Origin of the sequence: Actinoallomurus acaciae (assembly GCF_042429965.1) — a bacterium.
Lineage (GTDB): Bacteria > Actinomycetota > Actinomycetes > Streptosporangiales > Streptosporangiaceae > Actinoallomurus > Actinoallomurus acaciae.
In genome coordinates, this window is sequence record NZ_JBHLZP010000180.1 from 1 (window position 1) to 15,085 (window position 15,085).

15 protein-coding genes and 1 pseudogene are annotated in these 15,085 nt (G+C 70.8%); 2 read left to right on the forward strand and 14 right to left on the reverse strand.

What is annotated here, in order from left to right:
* From ACFFNX_RS23370 to ACFFNX_RS23385, 4 genes and pseudogenes are all read right to left on the reverse strand, one after another.
* Window positions 1-287 (reverse strand): annotated as a pseudogene (locus ACFFNX_RS23370) (hypothetical protein); the annotation flags it as partial.
* Window positions 288-451: 164 nt separating this feature from the next.
* Window positions 452-1,270 carry a TIGR03936 family radical SAM-associated protein gene (locus tag ACFFNX_RS23375; RefSeq protein ID WP_378206060.1) on the reverse strand — a complete coding sequence of 273 codons (819 nt, stop codon included), beginning with the start codon at window positions 1,268-1,270 and terminating at the stop codon, window positions 452-454.
* Window positions 1,271-1,337: 67 nt separating this feature from the next.
* On the reverse strand, window positions 1,338-1,946 hold the full coding sequence (locus ACFFNX_RS23380) for a hypothetical protein (RefSeq protein ID WP_378206022.1): 609 nt from the start codon (window positions 1,944-1,946) through the stop codon (window positions 1,338-1,340).
* Window positions 1,947-2,016: 70 nt separating this feature from the next.
* Window positions 2,017-3,081, reverse strand: a complete 1,065-nt coding sequence (locus ACFFNX_RS23385; RefSeq protein ID WP_378206025.1) for a LacI family DNA-binding transcriptional regulator — start codon at window positions 3,079-3,081, stop codon at window positions 2,017-2,019.
* 92 nt (window positions 3,082-3,173) lie between these two features.
* On the opposite strand from ACFFNX_RS23385, the gene ACFFNX_RS23390 reads away from it, so the two are divergent.
* On the forward strand, window positions 3,174-3,392 hold the full coding sequence (locus ACFFNX_RS23390; protein WP_378206029.1) for a hypothetical protein: 219 nt from the start codon (window positions 3,174-3,176) through the stop codon (window positions 3,390-3,392).
* 463 nt (window positions 3,393-3,855) lie between these two features.
* Here ACFFNX_RS23390 and ACFFNX_RS23395 read toward each other — a convergent pair whose 3' ends face one another.
* Complete coding sequence (locus ACFFNX_RS23395; protein ID WP_378206032.1) at window positions 3,856-5,772, reverse strand: TIGR03960 family B12-binding radical SAM protein; 1,917 nt, start codon at window positions 5,770-5,772, stop codon at window positions 3,856-3,858.
* Window positions 5,773-5,954: 182 nt separating this feature from the next.
* On the opposite strand from ACFFNX_RS23395, the gene ACFFNX_RS23400 reads away from it, so the two are divergent.
* A complete protein-coding gene (locus ACFFNX_RS23400) occupies window positions 5,955-6,953 on the forward strand; it encodes a zinc-dependent alcohol dehydrogenase family protein (RefSeq protein WP_378206063.1) in 999 nt (332 codons plus the stop codon).
* A gap of 39 nt (window positions 6,954-6,992) precedes the next feature.
* Here the strand turns inward: ACFFNX_RS23400 and ACFFNX_RS23405 are convergent, their stop codons facing one another.
* The 9 genes from ACFFNX_RS23405 to ndk all read right to left on the reverse strand — a co-directional run bounded on the left by ACFFNX_RS23405 (window position 6,993) and on the right by ndk (window position 14,825).
* Window positions 6,993-7,394, reverse strand: a complete 402-nt coding sequence (locus tag ACFFNX_RS23405; protein ID WP_378206035.1) for a type II toxin-antitoxin system VapC family toxin — start codon at window positions 7,392-7,394, stop codon at window positions 6,993-6,995.
* Complete coding sequence (locus ACFFNX_RS23410; RefSeq protein WP_378206038.1) at window positions 7,394-7,675, reverse strand: hypothetical protein; 282 nt, start codon at window positions 7,673-7,675, stop codon at window positions 7,394-7,396. Before ACFFNX_RS23410 ends, ACFFNX_RS23405 begins: the two co-directional genes overlap by 1 nt.
* A 144-nt stretch (window positions 7,676-7,819) precedes the next feature.
* The gene (locus ACFFNX_RS23415; protein ID WP_378206041.1) at window positions 7,820-8,296 is read right to left on the reverse strand and encodes a macro domain-containing protein; all 477 of its coding nucleotides are present in this window, start codon (window positions 8,294-8,296) and stop codon (window positions 7,820-7,822) included.
* A gap of 38 nt (window positions 8,297-8,334) precedes the next feature.
* Window positions 8,335-9,510: a rod shape-determining protein RodA gene (gene rodA, locus ACFFNX_RS23420; protein ID WP_378206044.1), complete on the reverse strand. Its 1,176-nt coding sequence runs from the start codon at window positions 9,508-9,510 to the stop codon at window positions 8,335-8,337.
* Window positions 9,507-11,657, reverse strand: coding sequence for a penicillin-binding protein 2 (mrdA, locus tag ACFFNX_RS23425; protein WP_378206047.1), 2,151 nt, complete (start codon window positions 11,655-11,657; stop codon window positions 9,507-9,509). The genes rodA and mrdA overlap by 4 nt, the downstream gene beginning before the upstream one ends.
* Before the next feature lie 4 nt (window positions 11,658-11,661).
* Window positions 11,662-12,207: a rod shape-determining protein MreD gene (gene mreD / locus ACFFNX_RS23430; protein WP_378206051.1), complete on the reverse strand. Its 546-nt coding sequence runs from the start codon at window positions 12,205-12,207 to the stop codon at window positions 11,662-11,664.
* A 2-nt stretch (window positions 12,208-12,209) separates the two neighbouring features.
* Window positions 12,210-13,181, reverse strand: coding sequence for a rod shape-determining protein MreC (gene mreC, locus ACFFNX_RS23435; protein ID WP_378206054.1), 972 nt, complete (start codon window positions 13,179-13,181; stop codon window positions 12,210-12,212).
* Between the two features lie 12 nt (window positions 13,182-13,193).
* A complete protein-coding gene (locus tag ACFFNX_RS23440) occupies window positions 13,194-14,225 on the reverse strand; it encodes a rod shape-determining protein (RefSeq protein ID WP_285585022.1) in 1,032 nt (343 codons plus the stop codon).
* Between the two features lie 189 nt (window positions 14,226-14,414).
* A complete protein-coding gene (gene ndk, locus ACFFNX_RS23445; RefSeq protein WP_378206057.1) occupies window positions 14,415-14,825 on the reverse strand; it encodes a nucleoside-diphosphate kinase in 411 nt (136 codons plus the stop codon).
* Window positions 14,826-15,085: the final 260 nt, after the last annotated feature.

Genomic DNA, 15,085 nt, shown 5'->3' on the forward strand with positions numbered 1-15,085 from the left:
GGCTCGGCCGGGGCCGCGGCCTTGACCGGGGCCGTGGCCTTGACCGGGGCCGTGGTCTCCGGCTCGGCCGCGGGCTTGCGCGTGGTCCGGCGGGTGCGTGTCGTCTTGGCGGGACGAGCCTGCTCCTCGCCCTTGGGCGCGGAGGGCGTGCTCTCCTCGGGTTCAGGAGGCGGCCCGGCCGGGCGGCTGGCCCGGCGCGGACGGCTCACCTGTGCGGTCTCACCAGTCGGTTCATTACCGGTGTTCTCAGTGCCGCCGGTGGCGTCACCGATCTCGTTGTCAAGCATGCGGGCGTTCTCCCGTCAGCTCCCGGGCGCGACCCGCCAGGGTGCGCCGCACAGGAGCGATCCGTTTCTCCTTGGCGCCGGCTCGGCCCTTCGGGTCGTGCCGACAAAGTCATCAGGGGTGCGCCCGGCCGTCGGTGAGAATCCATGCGATGCATGGAAATCGCCTACGGCTGGGCACCGACGGCGTCCGGCTCCGCCATCCGTACGGCGTCCGCGTGCGCGGCGGCGACATCGCCTGCCGGTGCGGTCTGCCGGTCGGGGGCCAGCGGGTCGGTGAGCTCACCGGTGTCATCGGCGAGCAACCCCTGCGCCAGCCGCGTCACCAAAGGAGGCGACGGCGGCGCGAGGCCGGCCACAAGCCGAAGTCCGGTGAGGACGTCGTCAGGTCGAACAGCGGGTGTCGTGTGCCGAACAACCATTCGAAGTATGGCACACTGCGCATCCGCGCCCTCGGTGGCGCGCCGGTCGAGCTCGCACGCGATGACCGCGGCACGGGCGTCGAAGGTCCGGCGGCCCTTCTTGGTGAGGCGTTCGACCTCGATCTCATCGGCCGCCAGGAAGGCGGCCGCGGCGGCGCCGGCGATCTCCGGGGCGACCCCGTCGAGACGTACGAGCCAGCTCGACGCCTCAAGGCGGTCCGCCAGAGTTCCGTTGCGCGCCTCGACGACATCGAGGATGTCCAGACCCTCGGGTAGCGCGTCGTCGAGATCGGCCCGCAGCCGACCTGGATCACAGGGGGCGACAAGCCCGATTTCGAGGTATTCCGCCTCACTGGCGACACCAGTTGCCGCCGCACCCGAATACGAGATCTTCGGGTGCGGGCTGAATCCGGCGCTGAACGCCACCTGAATCCCGGCGCGCCGGATGGCGCGTTCCACGGCCCGGGAGATGTCTCGGTGGCTGGTGAACCGCAGCCTGCCGCGCTTGGCGTACCGCACGCGAAGCCGCTGGGTCACGGGGGCCGGCGCCGGGCCCTCCGGCATGGGTGCCAGTGTTTTGATCCTTCCTACTCGTGCCAGTGCGAAAGTCTTTTGTTCTAAGAGTACGGGGTCACGGCCGCCATGCATCCAGGCCGAGCGCCCTGGAGACCGAACGTCCGGCCGCACGCACGGGTTCCCGGACATGGTGGCGGAACCAGCGGGCCGCCGGTACCGCCGTGGCCCGCCAGACCTGCCGCACGGCCCGCAGTACCGGCTTCAACACCATCCGCCACACGAATTTCAGGGGCCGTACGAGGAGGTGGTGAAGAATCACGCCGGCGAGCCGCCAGGCGTGGGCGAGCAGGCGGCCGAACGCAGCCAGAACCGGCCACAATACGGCGCGCCACAGCGCGGCGAGCGCCCGCCCGACGGGCCGCGCGACGAGCATCACGACCCAGGCGAACCCGCTCAGGAGCGGCACCAGGACGTACCGCAGGATCGCGCGCCCCAGCGGCAGCAGGATCCGCCGGCCCGCCCAGCGCAGCGGCAGCACCACCAGGACGCGCACCGCCCAGCGGATCGGGCGCCAGAGGAGTTCACGCAGGATCCACGCCACGGGCCGTACGAGGGCGTTGTGGAGCAGCCACCCGAGCGGACGCAGCACGTACCGCCCGATCACCTTCAGCGCCTCCCACAGGAGGCGCACCGGCAGAACGATGATCAGGAGGGGAACCGTCACGCAGCCCGGAGGGCCATTGTCCACGCTGTTCACTCACCTGAGACGCAGGCGCCAGCCGTTTCGTTTCCTCTCACGGGGGCGGCGCGGTGGTGCGGCGAACGATCAGCCGGTGCTCCATCAGCACACACGGCGCGGGGTCGTCGCTGGACGGTTCGAGCAGCAGCCGCCCGGCGGTGGTGCCCTTCTCGGTGATCGGCTGACGGACGGTGGTGAGCCCGGCCGGCTCGGCGGCGGGCACGTCGTCGAACCCGACGACGGACAGCTCACCCGGGATGTCGATGCCCCGCTGGGCCGCGACGTCCATCACCCCGAAGGCGATCTCGTCGGTGGCCGCGATCACGGCCGTCGGCCGCGGGTCCAGGTCGAGGATCCGCGCCGCCGTCCGACGCGCGATCTCCCGGTCGTTCGTGGTCGGGTGGATCGGGATGTCGGACCAGGTCAGACCGGCCTTCATGCACGCGTCGTGGTAGCCGGCCACCCGGGCGCGCCCGGCGCCGAAACGATGGCCGGCGGCGAGGTCGATGTCGAGCCAGGCCTGCGCGTGACCACGGCCGGGAATCTGGGCCGCCATCGGCTGCGCCGCGATGATCGCGATGCGCCGGTGCCCGAGTTCGAGCAGGCACGTGGCCGCCTCGCTCGCCGCGGTCCGGTCCTCGATGCCGACGAACGGCACGCCGGGGACGTACGGGTGGTCGACCGTGACGACGGGCAGACGGCGGCGCAGGACGGTCTCGACCAGCGGGTGGGCCTCCGGCGAGAACAGGCAGAAACCGTCGACGACGGCGTCTCCGATCACCTCCTCCGCGACGCCGGGCGAGGGCCAGCCGATCAGATGCAGCCCGGTGCCGGACTGCTCGGCCACGCGGGCGAGCCCGCGCAGGAAGCCGACCGCGTAGGAGTCGGCGAAGGCGTACGACAGCGTCTCGGTGAAGACGACGCCGATCACGCCGGCACGTCCGCGGCGGAGCGTACGGGCGGCGGGGTTCGGCCCCGGGTAGTCCAGCTCCTCGGCGACCTCCATGATCCGCTGCCGCAGCTCCTGTTTGAGCTGGTCGGGCCGGGAGAAGGCGTTCGACACGGTCGTACGTGAGACGCCGACCCGGTCGGCGATCGTCTGCAGGGTGACGCGTTCCACACCGGGAACCCTATTTCTGAATTGATTCAGAAGCGACTTGGCCTTAAGCTCGTGCTTGGTTCTGAATCGATAAAGAGACCTAGAGAGGGCACATGGAACCGCTGCAGATGATCGCGTTCGAGTCCGCTCGCCGTCAGGCGCGGCAGCACCTGCTCGACTCGCGCCCGGAGGCCCCCCAGGTGGCCTACCGGCCGACCCCGCGCCAGGAGGTCACCGCCCAGGTCCGGCGGGCCGCCCGCGTGCACCTCGCGGGCATGCTGCGCCGCACCGCCGACCGGGTGGACCCCTGCCCGGCCCCGTCCGCGGGCTGAGCCCCCGCCCGGCCCGATGCGCGGACCGAGCACGCCTCCACTCCTGGGTTGAGTCCCCGCCCAGCCCGGCGCGCCCGATCCCGCCCTCAGGCTGAGCCCGGTCCCGATCCGGCGGCCGAACCGCGCGAAGGCGCGCCGAGGCACCGGATCCCACCGTCATCCGTCGCCGCCTCGAAGGCCGCCCGCTCCGGCCCCCGGCGACAAGCCCTGTGAGACTCTCCGCCCTTCGCGGAGACATCCTCACAGGGCTGCCTTGTTTTTCAGGACCGGCCCCCGACGAGCGCGCGCCCGGCCCTCCTCCGGCGGCCCGGGCGTTGGACGACGGTCCCGGCAGGTTCGCGCGGGAGTGAGGTGAAGGACGCGATCGGCTCGCCTCGCCCGCGCGTGGGCGAGGCGGCGTTCACCGGTTTCACCGTTGGGGGCGAGGTCCGCGGAAAGACGCGCAGAGCGCGGCGCTCGAAGGTCAGACGACGGTCAAGGGGAGGAGCTTCTTGCCCGTCGGGCCGATCTGGATCTCCGTGTCCATCGTCGGGCAGACGCCGCAGTCATAGCACGGGGTCCAGCGGCAGTCCTCGACCTCGGTCTCGTCGATCGCGTCCTGCCAGTCCTGCCACAGCCATTCGCGGTCCAGGCCGGCGTCCAGGTGATCCCAGGGCAGGACCTCGACCTCGTCGCGCTCACGGACGGTGTACCAGGCCAGGCCGACGCCCTCCAGGGCCTTGTCGGCGCAGGTCTGCCAGCGGGCGAAGCTGAAGAACTCGCTCCAGCCGTCGAAGCGCCCGCCGTCCTCCCAGACGGCCTGGATGACCTTGCCGACCCGGCGGTCGCCGCGGGACAGCAGGCCCTCGATGATCGACGGCTCGCCGTCGTGGTAGCGCAGGCCGATGGCGCGGCCGTACTCCTTGTCGCGGCGCAGCGTGTCCTTCAGCGCGCGCAGGCGCCGGTCGACCGTCTCGTGGTCGCACTGCGCGGCCCACTGGAACGGCGTGTGCGGCTTGGGCACGAACCCGCCGATCGAGACGGTGCAGCGGATGTCGCGACGCCCGGTCGCCTCGCGGCCCGCCCGGATGACGCGCCTGGCCATGTCGGCGATGGCGAGGACGTCCTCGTCCTCCTCGGTCGGCAGCCCGCACATGAAGTAGAGCTTGACCTGCCGCCAGCCGTTCTCGTACGCCGTGGTCACGGTGCGGATGAGGTCGTCTTCGGAGACCATCTTGTTGATGACCTTGCGCATGCGCTCCGAGCCGCCCTCGGGCGCGAACGTCAGGCCCGAGCGGCGCCCGCCACGGGAGAACTCGTTGGCCAGCGTGATGTTGAACGCGTCGACCCGCGTGGACGGCAGGGACAGCGAGGTGTTGGTGCCCTCGTACCGGTCGGCCAGGCCCTTGGCGATGTCGCCGATCTCCGAATGGTCGGCGCTGGACAGGCTGAGCAGCCCGACCTCCTGGAAGCCGGACTCCTTCAGGCCGGTGTCCACCATGTCGCCGATCGTGGTGATCGACCGCTCGCGCACCGGCCGGGTGATCATGCCGGCCTGGCAGAAGCGGCAGCCCCGCGTGCAGCCGCGGAAGATCTCCACGCTGAAGCGCTCGTGCACGGTCTCGGCGAGGGGCACCAGGGGCTTCTTCGGGTACGGCCACTGGTCGAGGTCCATGACCGTGTGCTTGGCCACCCGCCACGGCACGCCGGGCCGGTTGGGCGCGACCCGCTGGATCCGGCCGTCCGGCAGGTAGGTGACGTCGTAGAACCGCGGGATGTAGACGCCGCCGGAGCGCGCCAGCCGCATCAGCAGCTCGTCGCGGCCACCGGGGCGGCCCTCGTCCTTCCACTCCCGGATCAACTCGGTGATCGCGAGCACGATCTCCTCGCCGTCGCCGAGCACGGCCGCGTCGAGGAAGTCGGCGATCGGCTCGGGGTTGAAGGCCGCGTGCCCGCCCGCGAGGACGATCGGGTGGTCCTCGGTACGGTCGGCCGCCTGCAGCGGGATCCCGGCGAGGTCGAGCGCGGTCAGCATGTTGGTGTAGCCGAGCTCGGTGGAGAAGCTGATCCCGAGCACGTCGAAGGCGCCGACGGGACGGTGGGCGTCCACGGTGAACTGCGGGATGCCGTGCTCGCGCATCAGCGCCTCGAGGTCGGGCCACACGCTGTAGGTGCGCTCGGCGAGGACGCCCTCGCGCTCGTTCAGGATCTCGTAAAGGATCTGGACGCCCTGGTTGGGCTGCCCCACCTCGTACGCGTCGGGGTACATCAGCGCCCACCGGACCTGCGCCCCGTCCCAGTCCTTGACCGAGGAGTTCAGCTCACCGCCGACGTACTGAATCGGCTTTTGCACCGCGGGGAGCAACGGCTCCAGGCGGGGAAACAGCGACTCGACGGACATGGCGAAAGCCTCCGGAGAACAGGATGGGAATCAAGTTCCGAGCCTACCGCCGCCGGCCCGCCGCGTCGGCCAGGGCGATGAGGAGCAACTCGGAACAGTAGTACGACACCTTTCTAATTTGACATTCATCGTACTTTGCCCTGGAATCGGTCATCGACTTCCGACGGAACGGATGGTGTGTGATGGCGCGAACGGTGCTGTTCCATGAGCTCGGCGGCCCCGAGGTGATGCGGCTGGAGGATGCGACGGTCGGCGAGCCGGGACCCGGCGAGGTGCGCGTCCGCGTGGAGGCGATCGGCCTGAACAGGGCCGAGGCGCTGTTCCGCAGCGGCCACTACATCGAGCCGGTGCGACGGTTTCCGGCCAGGCTGGGCACCGAGGCCGCCGGCGTGGTCGAGGCGGCCGGCGAGGGCGTCACCGGACTGGAGCCCGGGCAACCGGTCAGCGTCATCCCCGCCTTCTCCCAGAACGACTACGGCGTCTACGCCGAGCGGGCGATCGTGCCCGCGGCGGCGGTGCTGCCCCGCCCCGACGGGCTCGACTCGGTCGCGGGCGCGGCGGTGTGGATGCCGTACCTGACGGCGTACGGCGCACTGGTCGAGGTCGGTGGCATGCGGGCCGGGGACACGGTCGTGCTGAACGCCGCGTCCAGCAGCGTGGGGCTGGCCGCCATCCAGGTCGCGCGGCGCGTGGGCGCCGTGCCGATCGCCCTCACCCGCACCGAGTCCAAGAAGGACGCGCTGCTCCGTGAGGGGGCGGCGGAGGTGATCGTCACCGGCACGGAGGACGTGGTCGAGCGGGTGCCGGCGCTGACCGGGGGCCGGGGCGCGGAGTTCGTCTTCGACGCCGTCGCCGGCCCCGGCGTGGTGGACCTGGCCAGGGTGGTCGCCCCGGGCGGCACGCTCCTGGAGTACGGCGCGCTCAGCGGCGAGACGACTCCGTACCCGGGCTTCGAGCTCGGCATGCCCGCGCTGAACATGCGCACCTACACCGTCCACGAGACGACGAGGGATCCGGAGCGCCTGCGCCGCGCGGAGGCGTTCGTGGCCTCCGGGCTTCGCGGGGGCGGCTTCCGTGCCGTGGTGGACCGCACCTTCGACCTCGGCGACATCGCCGCGGCCCATCGCCACATGGAGTCCGGCACGCAGGTCGGAAAGATCGTCGTCACGACCGCGCGCTGAGCTCGGGCCGGCCGCCCCCATGGGGAGCGGCCGACCGGATCACACTCTCTGAATCAGCGGCGGGAGCTTTATGCCGCTCGCGTCGACCAGCGCCTTCAGGTCGCTCGGATCACTCGTCAGGATGGTCGTCGCACCCCGCTCGATCGCGGTGGCCACGACGAGCGCGTCCACGGCGTCGCTCGTGCCGGTGCGGCCGAGCAGCTCGCCCGCCCGCTTGGCCGTGCTCTCGCTCGGCCGGTCGACCACGCAGCGCCGCAGGAAGCGGCCGATGACCGCCTGCTTGCGTCCGTCGCGCCAGACCTGAGCCAGGACCGGCGTGCTGACAATGAGCTCCTGGCCGGTGATCAGCGTTTCGTCGTAGACGGTCCAGATCACGCGGCTGCGGGACTCCGCGGAGATCAGCGAACCCGCGTCGAGGACGATCGGGCGGACGGCGGACATCAGCCGGCCTCCTTCTGTCGCTCGGCCAGCTCGTCGAGCTTGCGCTGGTGCTCGTCGGCCGCGTCGAGGATGGCTCGAGCCGCCGCCCGGTCCTCCTCGGTGAACGGCCCCTCTTCCGAGACGAACCAGCGCACGGCCTCGACCCCGGCGCGGCGCCGGGCGGCCGCCGCGAGTTCGTCGGCGATGACGGCGGAGACCGAGGTGCCTTCTTCCTCGGCCTCGCGCCGGACCATCTCCGCGAGCTCGGCGGGCAGGGTGATGGACAGCTTCTTCATCGCCATGGCATCGATCCTACTTCGGTAGGATCGCTCCGGCCAGGCGGAATGCGTATGCCGCTGGGGAGCGGCCTCAATGACTGCGGTCACAGTCCGTAACTTAACCCCTACTATCGAACGTAGCCACTCGTTTACGCAAAGTCACTAACTTCAAGCGTCATAGACGGTCACCGGGACACCGGCCGCGACCAGGCGGGCGTCGATGAGGGGTTCGACGCGCTCCCAGCGTCCGCCGGCGAGGCCGCAGCCGATGCGGGGCATGTGGACGCTCGCGTGGAGTTCGGCGGCCTGTCCGGCCAGCCGGCGCAGGCACTCGTCCAGCGCCTCGTAGCGGATCGGCGGCCCGCTGCTCCGGCCGCTCCTGGTGCCGTGCTGGCCGATCATGTTGGCGACCCAAGTGTCGGCGCGGACCTGGACGAGCCGGGTCGCGCCGAGCCCGAAGTCGTTGCCGGCGCGATCGCGGTACCAGCGCCGGTAGGCCTTCTCCGGCTCCGGCCACCGCCGTGACAGCGCCACGACGAAGCCCTTTCCCCACCCGCCCCGGTCGTTGCAGACATGCGCGATGACCTTGGGGCCCTTGGCCTGGGGAGACGTGGCATCGCCCCGCACGTACCGGATCTCCGTCATGGTCCGCACGATAGGCGTGACCTGTGACGGATTCGAGGTCACTCGTACGGGTTATGGCGCAGATGCACGGCCTCCAGGAGGCCGACGGCGATCATGTTGGCGAACGTGGCCGAGCCGCCGTAGGACACGAACGGCAGCGGCAGGCCGGTGATCGGCATGATGCCGACGGTCATGCCGATGTTCTCGAACGTCTGGAACGCCAGCCAGCACACGACGCCCGAGGCCACCAGCAGGCCGAACAGGTCGGCCGCCTGCATCGCGATGCGCAGCCCCCGCCACAACACCACGCCCAGCAGCGCGGTGATCAGCGCCGCGCCCACGAAGCCGAGCTCCTCCCCCGCCACCGTGAAGATGAAGTCCGTGTGCTGCTCGGGCACGAAGTGACCGATCGTCTGCTCGCCGTGGAACAGGCCCTTGCCGAAGAACCCGCCCGAGCCGACGGCGATGCGCGCCTGCTCGGCGTTGTAGCCCGCGCCCTGAGGGTCCTTCGACGGGTCGGCGAACGCCGTGAACCGGTTGATCTGGTACGGCTTGAGCAGGTGCAGCCACCACACCATGAACGCCCCGGTCACCGCGCCGCCCAGCAGCCCCAGCACCCAGCGCTTGGGCGCGCCGCAGACCGCCAGCATGCCGATGACGACCGCGCCGAACACCATGGTCGTGCCGAGGTCCGGCTGGAGCATCACCAGGCCCGCGGGCAGGGCGGCCAGCCCCAGGGCCAGCAGGATGTCGCGGCGTCCCGGGCCGACCTCGCCGTCGCGTGGCTCGCCGAGGATCATTGCCAGCAGCACCACCATGCCGACCTTGGCGAACTCCGACGGCTGGAGCTGGAACCCGCCGCCGAGCGTGATCCACGAGTGCGAGCCGTTGATCGTCGCGCCCAGCGGCGTGAGCACGACGACCAGGCCGACGCACGCGGCGGCGTACACAATCGGCGCGTACGCCCGCAGCAGCCGGTAGTCCAGTGCCACCGTCACGCCGCCGAGGATCGCCCCGACCGCGATGTTGAACAGGTGTTTCTTCAGGTAGGAGTACGGATCGGCGCCCGCCTCACTCAGGCCTCCGCGCGTCGCGGAGAACACCAGCACCGAGCCGATCGCCGTCAGGACCGCCGTGACGCAGATGAGCGTCCAGTCGAGCCGGCGCAACGGCGAGTCGGACAGGCGGCTCAGCCACGAACGGCCTTCGAGCGGCCGGGCGTACCCGCTGATCATTTGTGCTTCTTCCTCCGGTGGGAGGGGAGGGACGCGGGTGTCTTCTCCGCCGGCTCACCGAAGCCCGGCGGCGGGACGATCGTGCCGTCGGAGGCGAGCGCCGGGAGCCGGTCGGGCACCTTGCCGTCGGGCAGGTCGGGCTTCTTGCCCTTGCGCAGGCCGTACATGTCCTCCCAGATCTCGCGCACGGCCGGGGCGGCCGTGGTCGCGCCCGTGCCGGTCTGCGTGACCATCGCCACGACGACGTAGCGCGGGTTGTCGGCCGGGGCATAGGAGGCGAACCAGGAGTTGTCCTTCTTTCCCCAGACCTCCGCGGTGCCCGTCTTGCCGGCGACGGGCAGCTTGTCGAGCGGGAACCCGCCGAACGCCCCGGCCGCCGTACCGGACTTGGGCACGTCGGCGAACGCGCTCCTCATGTACGCGAGGACCTTCTGCGAGATGGGCAGCGTGCCGGCCTTCACCGGGTCGATGCGGCGGGCGATCGTGCCGTTGGGGGCCAGCACCGCCTTGCCGACGCGCGGGCTCCACAGCGTGCCGCCGTTGGCCACCGCGGCGTACGCGCGGGCGAGTTGCAGCGGCGTGACCAGCACGTCGCCCTGGCCGACCGAGAAGTTGGCCGCGTCGCCGGCGCGGAAGACATAGCCGTCGACGCAGTTCTCCGCGGCCATCTGCTTGAGGTAGGCCGCACGCGCCGGATCGGTCTTGGCCACGTCGGGATAGCCGGTCTTGCCGTGCTTGCAGTCGGAGCCCTTGGTGGCGTCCCAGTAGTCCATCTTCCACTGCCGGCTGGGGATGCGCCCCGGTGACTCTCCGACCAGGTCGATGCCGGTCCGCTTGCCGAACCCGAAGTCCTTGGCCATCTTGATCATCGGATCCTTGGGGTTCTTCACCGGGTGGTTGCCGCCGTCGCGCAGCCACTCCTCGTACGCGAACCGGTAGAAGATCGTGTCGCAGGACATCACGATCGCCTGGTGCAGGCTGATGTCGCCGCCGGACTCGCCCTCGAAGTTGCTGAACGCGCGCGCGCCCACCATGTACGACGACGGGCAGCCGTAGGTGCCGTGCAGCGAGTAGCCGTCGCGGATCGCCGCGGGCAGCGAGGAGACCTTGAACGTCGACCCCGGCGCGAACTCGCCCTGGGTGACGCGGGAGATCAGCGGCTGTCCCTTGCTCTTGTTGAGCAGCCCGTCGTACTCGCTCTGGGAGATGCCGCCGGTCCACACCGCCGGGTTGTACGTCGGGTAGCTGCCGAGCGCCAGGACCCGTCCGGTGCGCACGTCCATGACCACGGCGGCTCCCGAGTCGGCGGGGTCGCCGCGTTTGTGCGCGGCGTCGATGGCGTGCTTGAGGGCGGACTCGACGTCCCCCTGGACCTTGGCGTCGAGGCTGGTGACGAGGTTGCCGCCGGACACGGGGGGCTTCTCGGACGCGACGCCGGTGACCCTGCCCTGGCTGTCGACCAGCACCCGGCGTACGCCCGTCGCGCCGCGCAGGTCGCCGTCGTAGACCGCCTCGAGACCGTCGCGGCCGATCAGGTCGACGCCGCTGTAGCCGGTGACCTTGATGCCCTTGCGCCTGTTCAGCTCCTCCTGCGTGATCGGCTGGAGGTACCCGAGCGCCTGCGCGGCGCCCGCCCCGTCCGTACGGGGATAGTCGCGGACCGCCTGGAGCTGGGCGCTGATGCCGGGGAAGTCCTCCTGGCGCTCGCGGATCTGCAGCGCCTTCCGGGCATCGGCGTTGTCGTCGAGCGGGATCGGCTGGTACGGCGAGCCGGTCCAGCAGGGCCGTGTGACGCCCGCCCCGCACAGACGGATCTTGTCGGAGAGCTGGGTGTACGGCACGCCGAGCACGCCGGCGAGCCGCTGGAGCACGGCCCTGCCGCCGTCCTTTTGCCGCAGCAGGACCGTACGGTCGGCCGAGACGACCAGGGCCGTGCGGTTGCGCACCAGCGGACGGCCGGCGTCGTCGAGGATCTGCCCGCGCGGCGCCGGCACGATGATGTCGCGGATGCCGTTGTCGGCGGCCACCCGGCGGTAGTGCGCGCCGTTCATGACCTGCAGGTACCAGAGCCGCCCGCCGAGCGACAGCAGCAGCGACATGACCATGACGTGCAGCACGACGAGCCGCACGTGAGAACGCGAGCCCATCGGCCTACCTCGCCCGGTAGAAGCCGGGCACCGGGTCGAGCCCCGCGGAGTCGCGGGGCCGTTCGGCGCGGTTGGTCAGCCGCAGCACGGCCCAGACCACGAACGGGCTGGCGACGATGTCGTAGAAGACCTGGAGCGGAAGCACGTGCGAGACCACCGGCCAGCGGGCGCGCGGATCGCCGAGCATCGCGCCGACCAGGGCGTACAGCACGGATCCGGCCAGGGCGCCGACGGCCACCGCCACGAACGGCAGCAGCGGCGCCCGGTCCATCTCGACGGCGACGGAGCCGCAGAGGTAGCCGATCAGGCAGAACACGAGCGCGTACCGGCCGATCGTGTGGTCGGCCGGCGGGACGATGTCGGCGGCCAGCCCGGCGCAGAACCCGGCGACGAGCCCGCGCAGCGAACCGTTGACCAGGGCGAGCGCGACGACGGCCAGCAGCACGAGGTCGGGCACCACCGAGCCGGGCAGCGGCAGCCGGTTGACGACCGTCACCTGCAGTATCAGTGCGGCGACGATGACGATCGAGGCGAGGACGTTACGTGACACGGTCAGCCTCTCGACGTCGGTGACGGAGCCGGTCGGGACTTCGGCGGGGCTGATGAGCCCGCCTGGGCCGGCGGCGGTTGCGATGGCGCGGGTGTGGGGGTGGGTGGTGAGGGCGACGGCGGCAGCACCGAGTCGCGGGGGTTCCGCTTCGGCGCCGCGACCACCACGCCGACCACGTCGAGCGAGGTGAAGCGCACGAACGGGCGGACGACGGCGGTGCGGGTCAGCGACCCCGACGTCCGCTCGATCCTGGCGATCGTCCCGATCGGGACGCCGGGGACGTACGGCCGGTCGTCCTCGGAGCCGAACGAGACGATGCGCTGGCCGGGCTCCATGACCACGGTGGAGTCGAGCAGCTGGAACTTCAGCGACGAGCCGCCGCGACGGCCGGCGCCCTGCACGATGCCGATCTCGTCGGACTTCTCCAGCCGCCCGCCGACCGAGGACGCCGCGTCGATGGCGAGCATGACCGTCGAGCTGGTCGGCCCGACGCGGGTCACCCGGCCCACCAGCCCGTCGCCGGACAGCACGGTCATGTTCGGCTGCACGCCGCTGCGGCTGCCGACGTCGAGCGTGACGGTGTTCTCCAGGCCCTCGCCGGAGGAGATGACCTCCGCCGGGACGATGCGGTAGCCGCCGAGACCCGAGGTGCCGAGGAGGCGCTCGAGCTCGCCGGCCCGCCGCTTGTCGAGTTGCCCGGTGCGCAGTTGCTGGCGGAGCCGCTGGTTCTCGCGTTCGAGCCGGGTGATCCGCCGGTGCGCGCTCGGCGCCCCGGTGAACGTGTGGAAGGCGCCGGCGACCGGGTGAACGACCGCGGTGGCGCCCTGCTCGATGGGGCCGAAAATGGCCTCGCCGAAGCCACGCAGCGCCCTCAGCGGCGAGTTGTTCCCGCCGCGGTAGTCCACCGTGATCATGGTGAGCGAGACGAGCAGCAGCACGCCGAGGACCGCGCGGGTTCGCCGGGTGTCCTTCACCGGCCGGGTGTCCTAACGCCTTGGTTCGGGTACGAGGACCTGCCGCAGTGCCTCGAAGTCCTCGACGCACTTGCCTGAGCCGAGCACGACCGAGTCGAGCGGGTTGTCGACCATGTGGATCGGCATGCCCGTCTCTTCGCGCAGGCGCTCATCGATGTTCTTCAGCAGGGCGCCGCCCCCGGTCAGCGCGATACCGCGGTCCATGATGTCGCCGGACAGCTCAGGCGGGCATTTGTCCAGGGTGGTCTTGACCGCGTCGACCACGGTGTTGACCGGCTCCTCGATCGCGCGGCGGATCTCCTCGGCGGAGATCACGACGGTCTTCGGCAGCCCGCTGACGAGGTCGCGGCCGCGGATCTCGGCGTGCGGCTCGTCGTCGAACGGGTATGCCGACCCGATCGCCATCTTGATCTCCTCGGAGGTGCGCTCCCCCAGCATGAGGGAGTACTCCTTCTTGGCGTAGGAGATGATCGCCTGGTCGAGCTCGTCACCGCCGACGCGGATGGACTGGCTCGTCACGATGCCGCCGAGCGAGATGATCGCGACCTCGGTCGTGCCGCCGCCGATGTCGACGACCATGTTGCCGGTCGGCTCGTGCACCGGCAGCCCGGCGCCGATCGCGGCGGCCATCGGCTCCTCGATGATGTAGACGCGTCTGGCCCCGGCCTGGTAGCCCGCCTCCTTCACGGCGCGCTGCTCGACCCCGGTGATACCGCTGGGCACGGCCACGACGATGCGTGGCTTGGCGAAATGTCGGCGTTTGTGAACCTTTTGGATGAAGTAGCGGAGCATGCGTTCGGTGACGTCGAAGTCGGCGATGACGCCGTCCTTCAGCGGACGCACCGCGACGATGTTGCCCGGCGTACGGCCGATCATCCGCTTGGCTTCGATCCCGACGGCGACGATCTTGCCCGTGTGGGTGTTGATCGCCACGACAGAGGGCTCGTTGAGCACGATGCCGCGACCGCGGACGTAGACCAACGTGTTCGCCGTACCCAGATCGACCGCCATGTCGCGGCCGAGGAACGACAGCTTGTTACCCATGAAGAAAGGCAGCCCTTCGAGATTGGCGGGCGTGCAGGAGCGCATTGTCATGGTAACTCGGAACACGCCAGTTGATGCAGGACCAATCGTCGCGCGTCGCCGCTCCGTAACGCTCCGGTCAGAAGCCGGTCACGCTAAACAAAACGCGCGGACCGGAGTCGCTCCGGACCGCGCGTCTTGGCACCGTCGTCAGAAAAGGTTCGGGAAGAAGAGCTTGATCTCACGCTCGGCGGAGTAGGTGGAGTCGGAGCCGTGGACGATGTTCTCCTGGATCTCCAGGGCGTGGTCGCCGCGAATCGTGCCCGGCGCGGCGGCGACCGGGTCGGTGGCGCCGGCGAGCCCGCGGAACGCCTCGATCGCGCGCGGGCCCTCCACCACCATCGCGACGAGCGGGCCGCCGGTGATGAACTCGACGAGCGAGGAGAAGAACGGCTTCTCCCGGTGCTCCTCGTAGTGGGTCTCGGCGACGTCGCGCTCGAGCGTGCGCAACTCCAGCGCGACGAGCTTGAGGCCCTTGCGCTCGATGCGCGAGATCACGTCGCCGACGAGCCCCCGGCGTACGCCGTCGGGCTTGACGAGGACAAGAGTGCGTTCGGACACGGGTGGTTCTCCTCGCGTTCTTGGATGACGATCGTCACGGGGCCGTGAGGGCGGTCGCCGCACGACAGGCCGCGAGCCGCGCTCGGGTCTGCCCCACGAGCCCGCCGCCGACCGTGCGCGCGCGTCGCGCCGGTTACGGACGGGGCGGGTGAGACAGGCCTTGGCGGCGATGACGGCTCGCGGCCGGGCCTCCGCGTGTGGCTGCGATCCTACCCGTCTCACCCGGTGTGGAGAGCGGCGCCGCTGGAGCCCGGAGCCGC

Coding starts and splice junctions, on each gene's coding strand:
- ACFFNX_RS23400 (WP_378206063.1), top strand. CDS start 5,955: ATGGCGCGAACGGTGCTGTTCCATGAGCTCGGCGGCCCCGAGGTGATG.
- ACFFNX_RS23405 (WP_378206035.1), bottom strand. CDS start 7,394: ATGTCCGCCGTCCGCCCGATCGTCCTCGACGCGGGTTCGCTGATCTCC.
- ACFFNX_RS23395 (WP_378206032.1), bottom strand. CDS start 5,772: ATGTCCGTCGAGTCGCTGTTTCCCCGCCTGGAGCCGTTGCTCCCCGCG.
- rodA (WP_378206044.1), bottom strand. CDS start 9,510: ATGATCAGCGGGTACGCCCGGCCGCTCGAAGGCCGTTCGTGGCTGAGC.
- ACFFNX_RS23440 (WP_285585022.1), bottom strand. CDS start 14,225: ATGGGTAACAAGCTGTCGTTCCTCGGCCGCGACATGGCGGTCGATCTG.
- ACFFNX_RS23375 (WP_378206060.1), bottom strand. CDS start 1,270: ATGCCGGAGGGCCCGGCGCCGGCCCCCGTGACCCAGCGGCTTCGCGTG.
- ACFFNX_RS23410 (WP_378206038.1), bottom strand. CDS start 7,675: ATGGCGATGAAGAAGCTGTCCATCACCCTGCCCGCCGAGCTCGCGGAG.
- mrdA (WP_378206047.1), bottom strand. CDS start 11,657: ATGGGCTCGCGTTCTCACGTGCGGCTCGTCGTGCTGCACGTCATGGTC.
- ACFFNX_RS23390 (WP_378206029.1), top strand. CDS start 3,174: ATGGAACCGCTGCAGATGATCGCGTTCGAGTCCGCTCGCCGTCAGGCG.
- ACFFNX_RS23415 (WP_378206041.1), bottom strand. CDS start 8,296: ATGACGGAGATCCGGTACGTGCGGGGCGATGCCACGTCTCCCCAGGCC.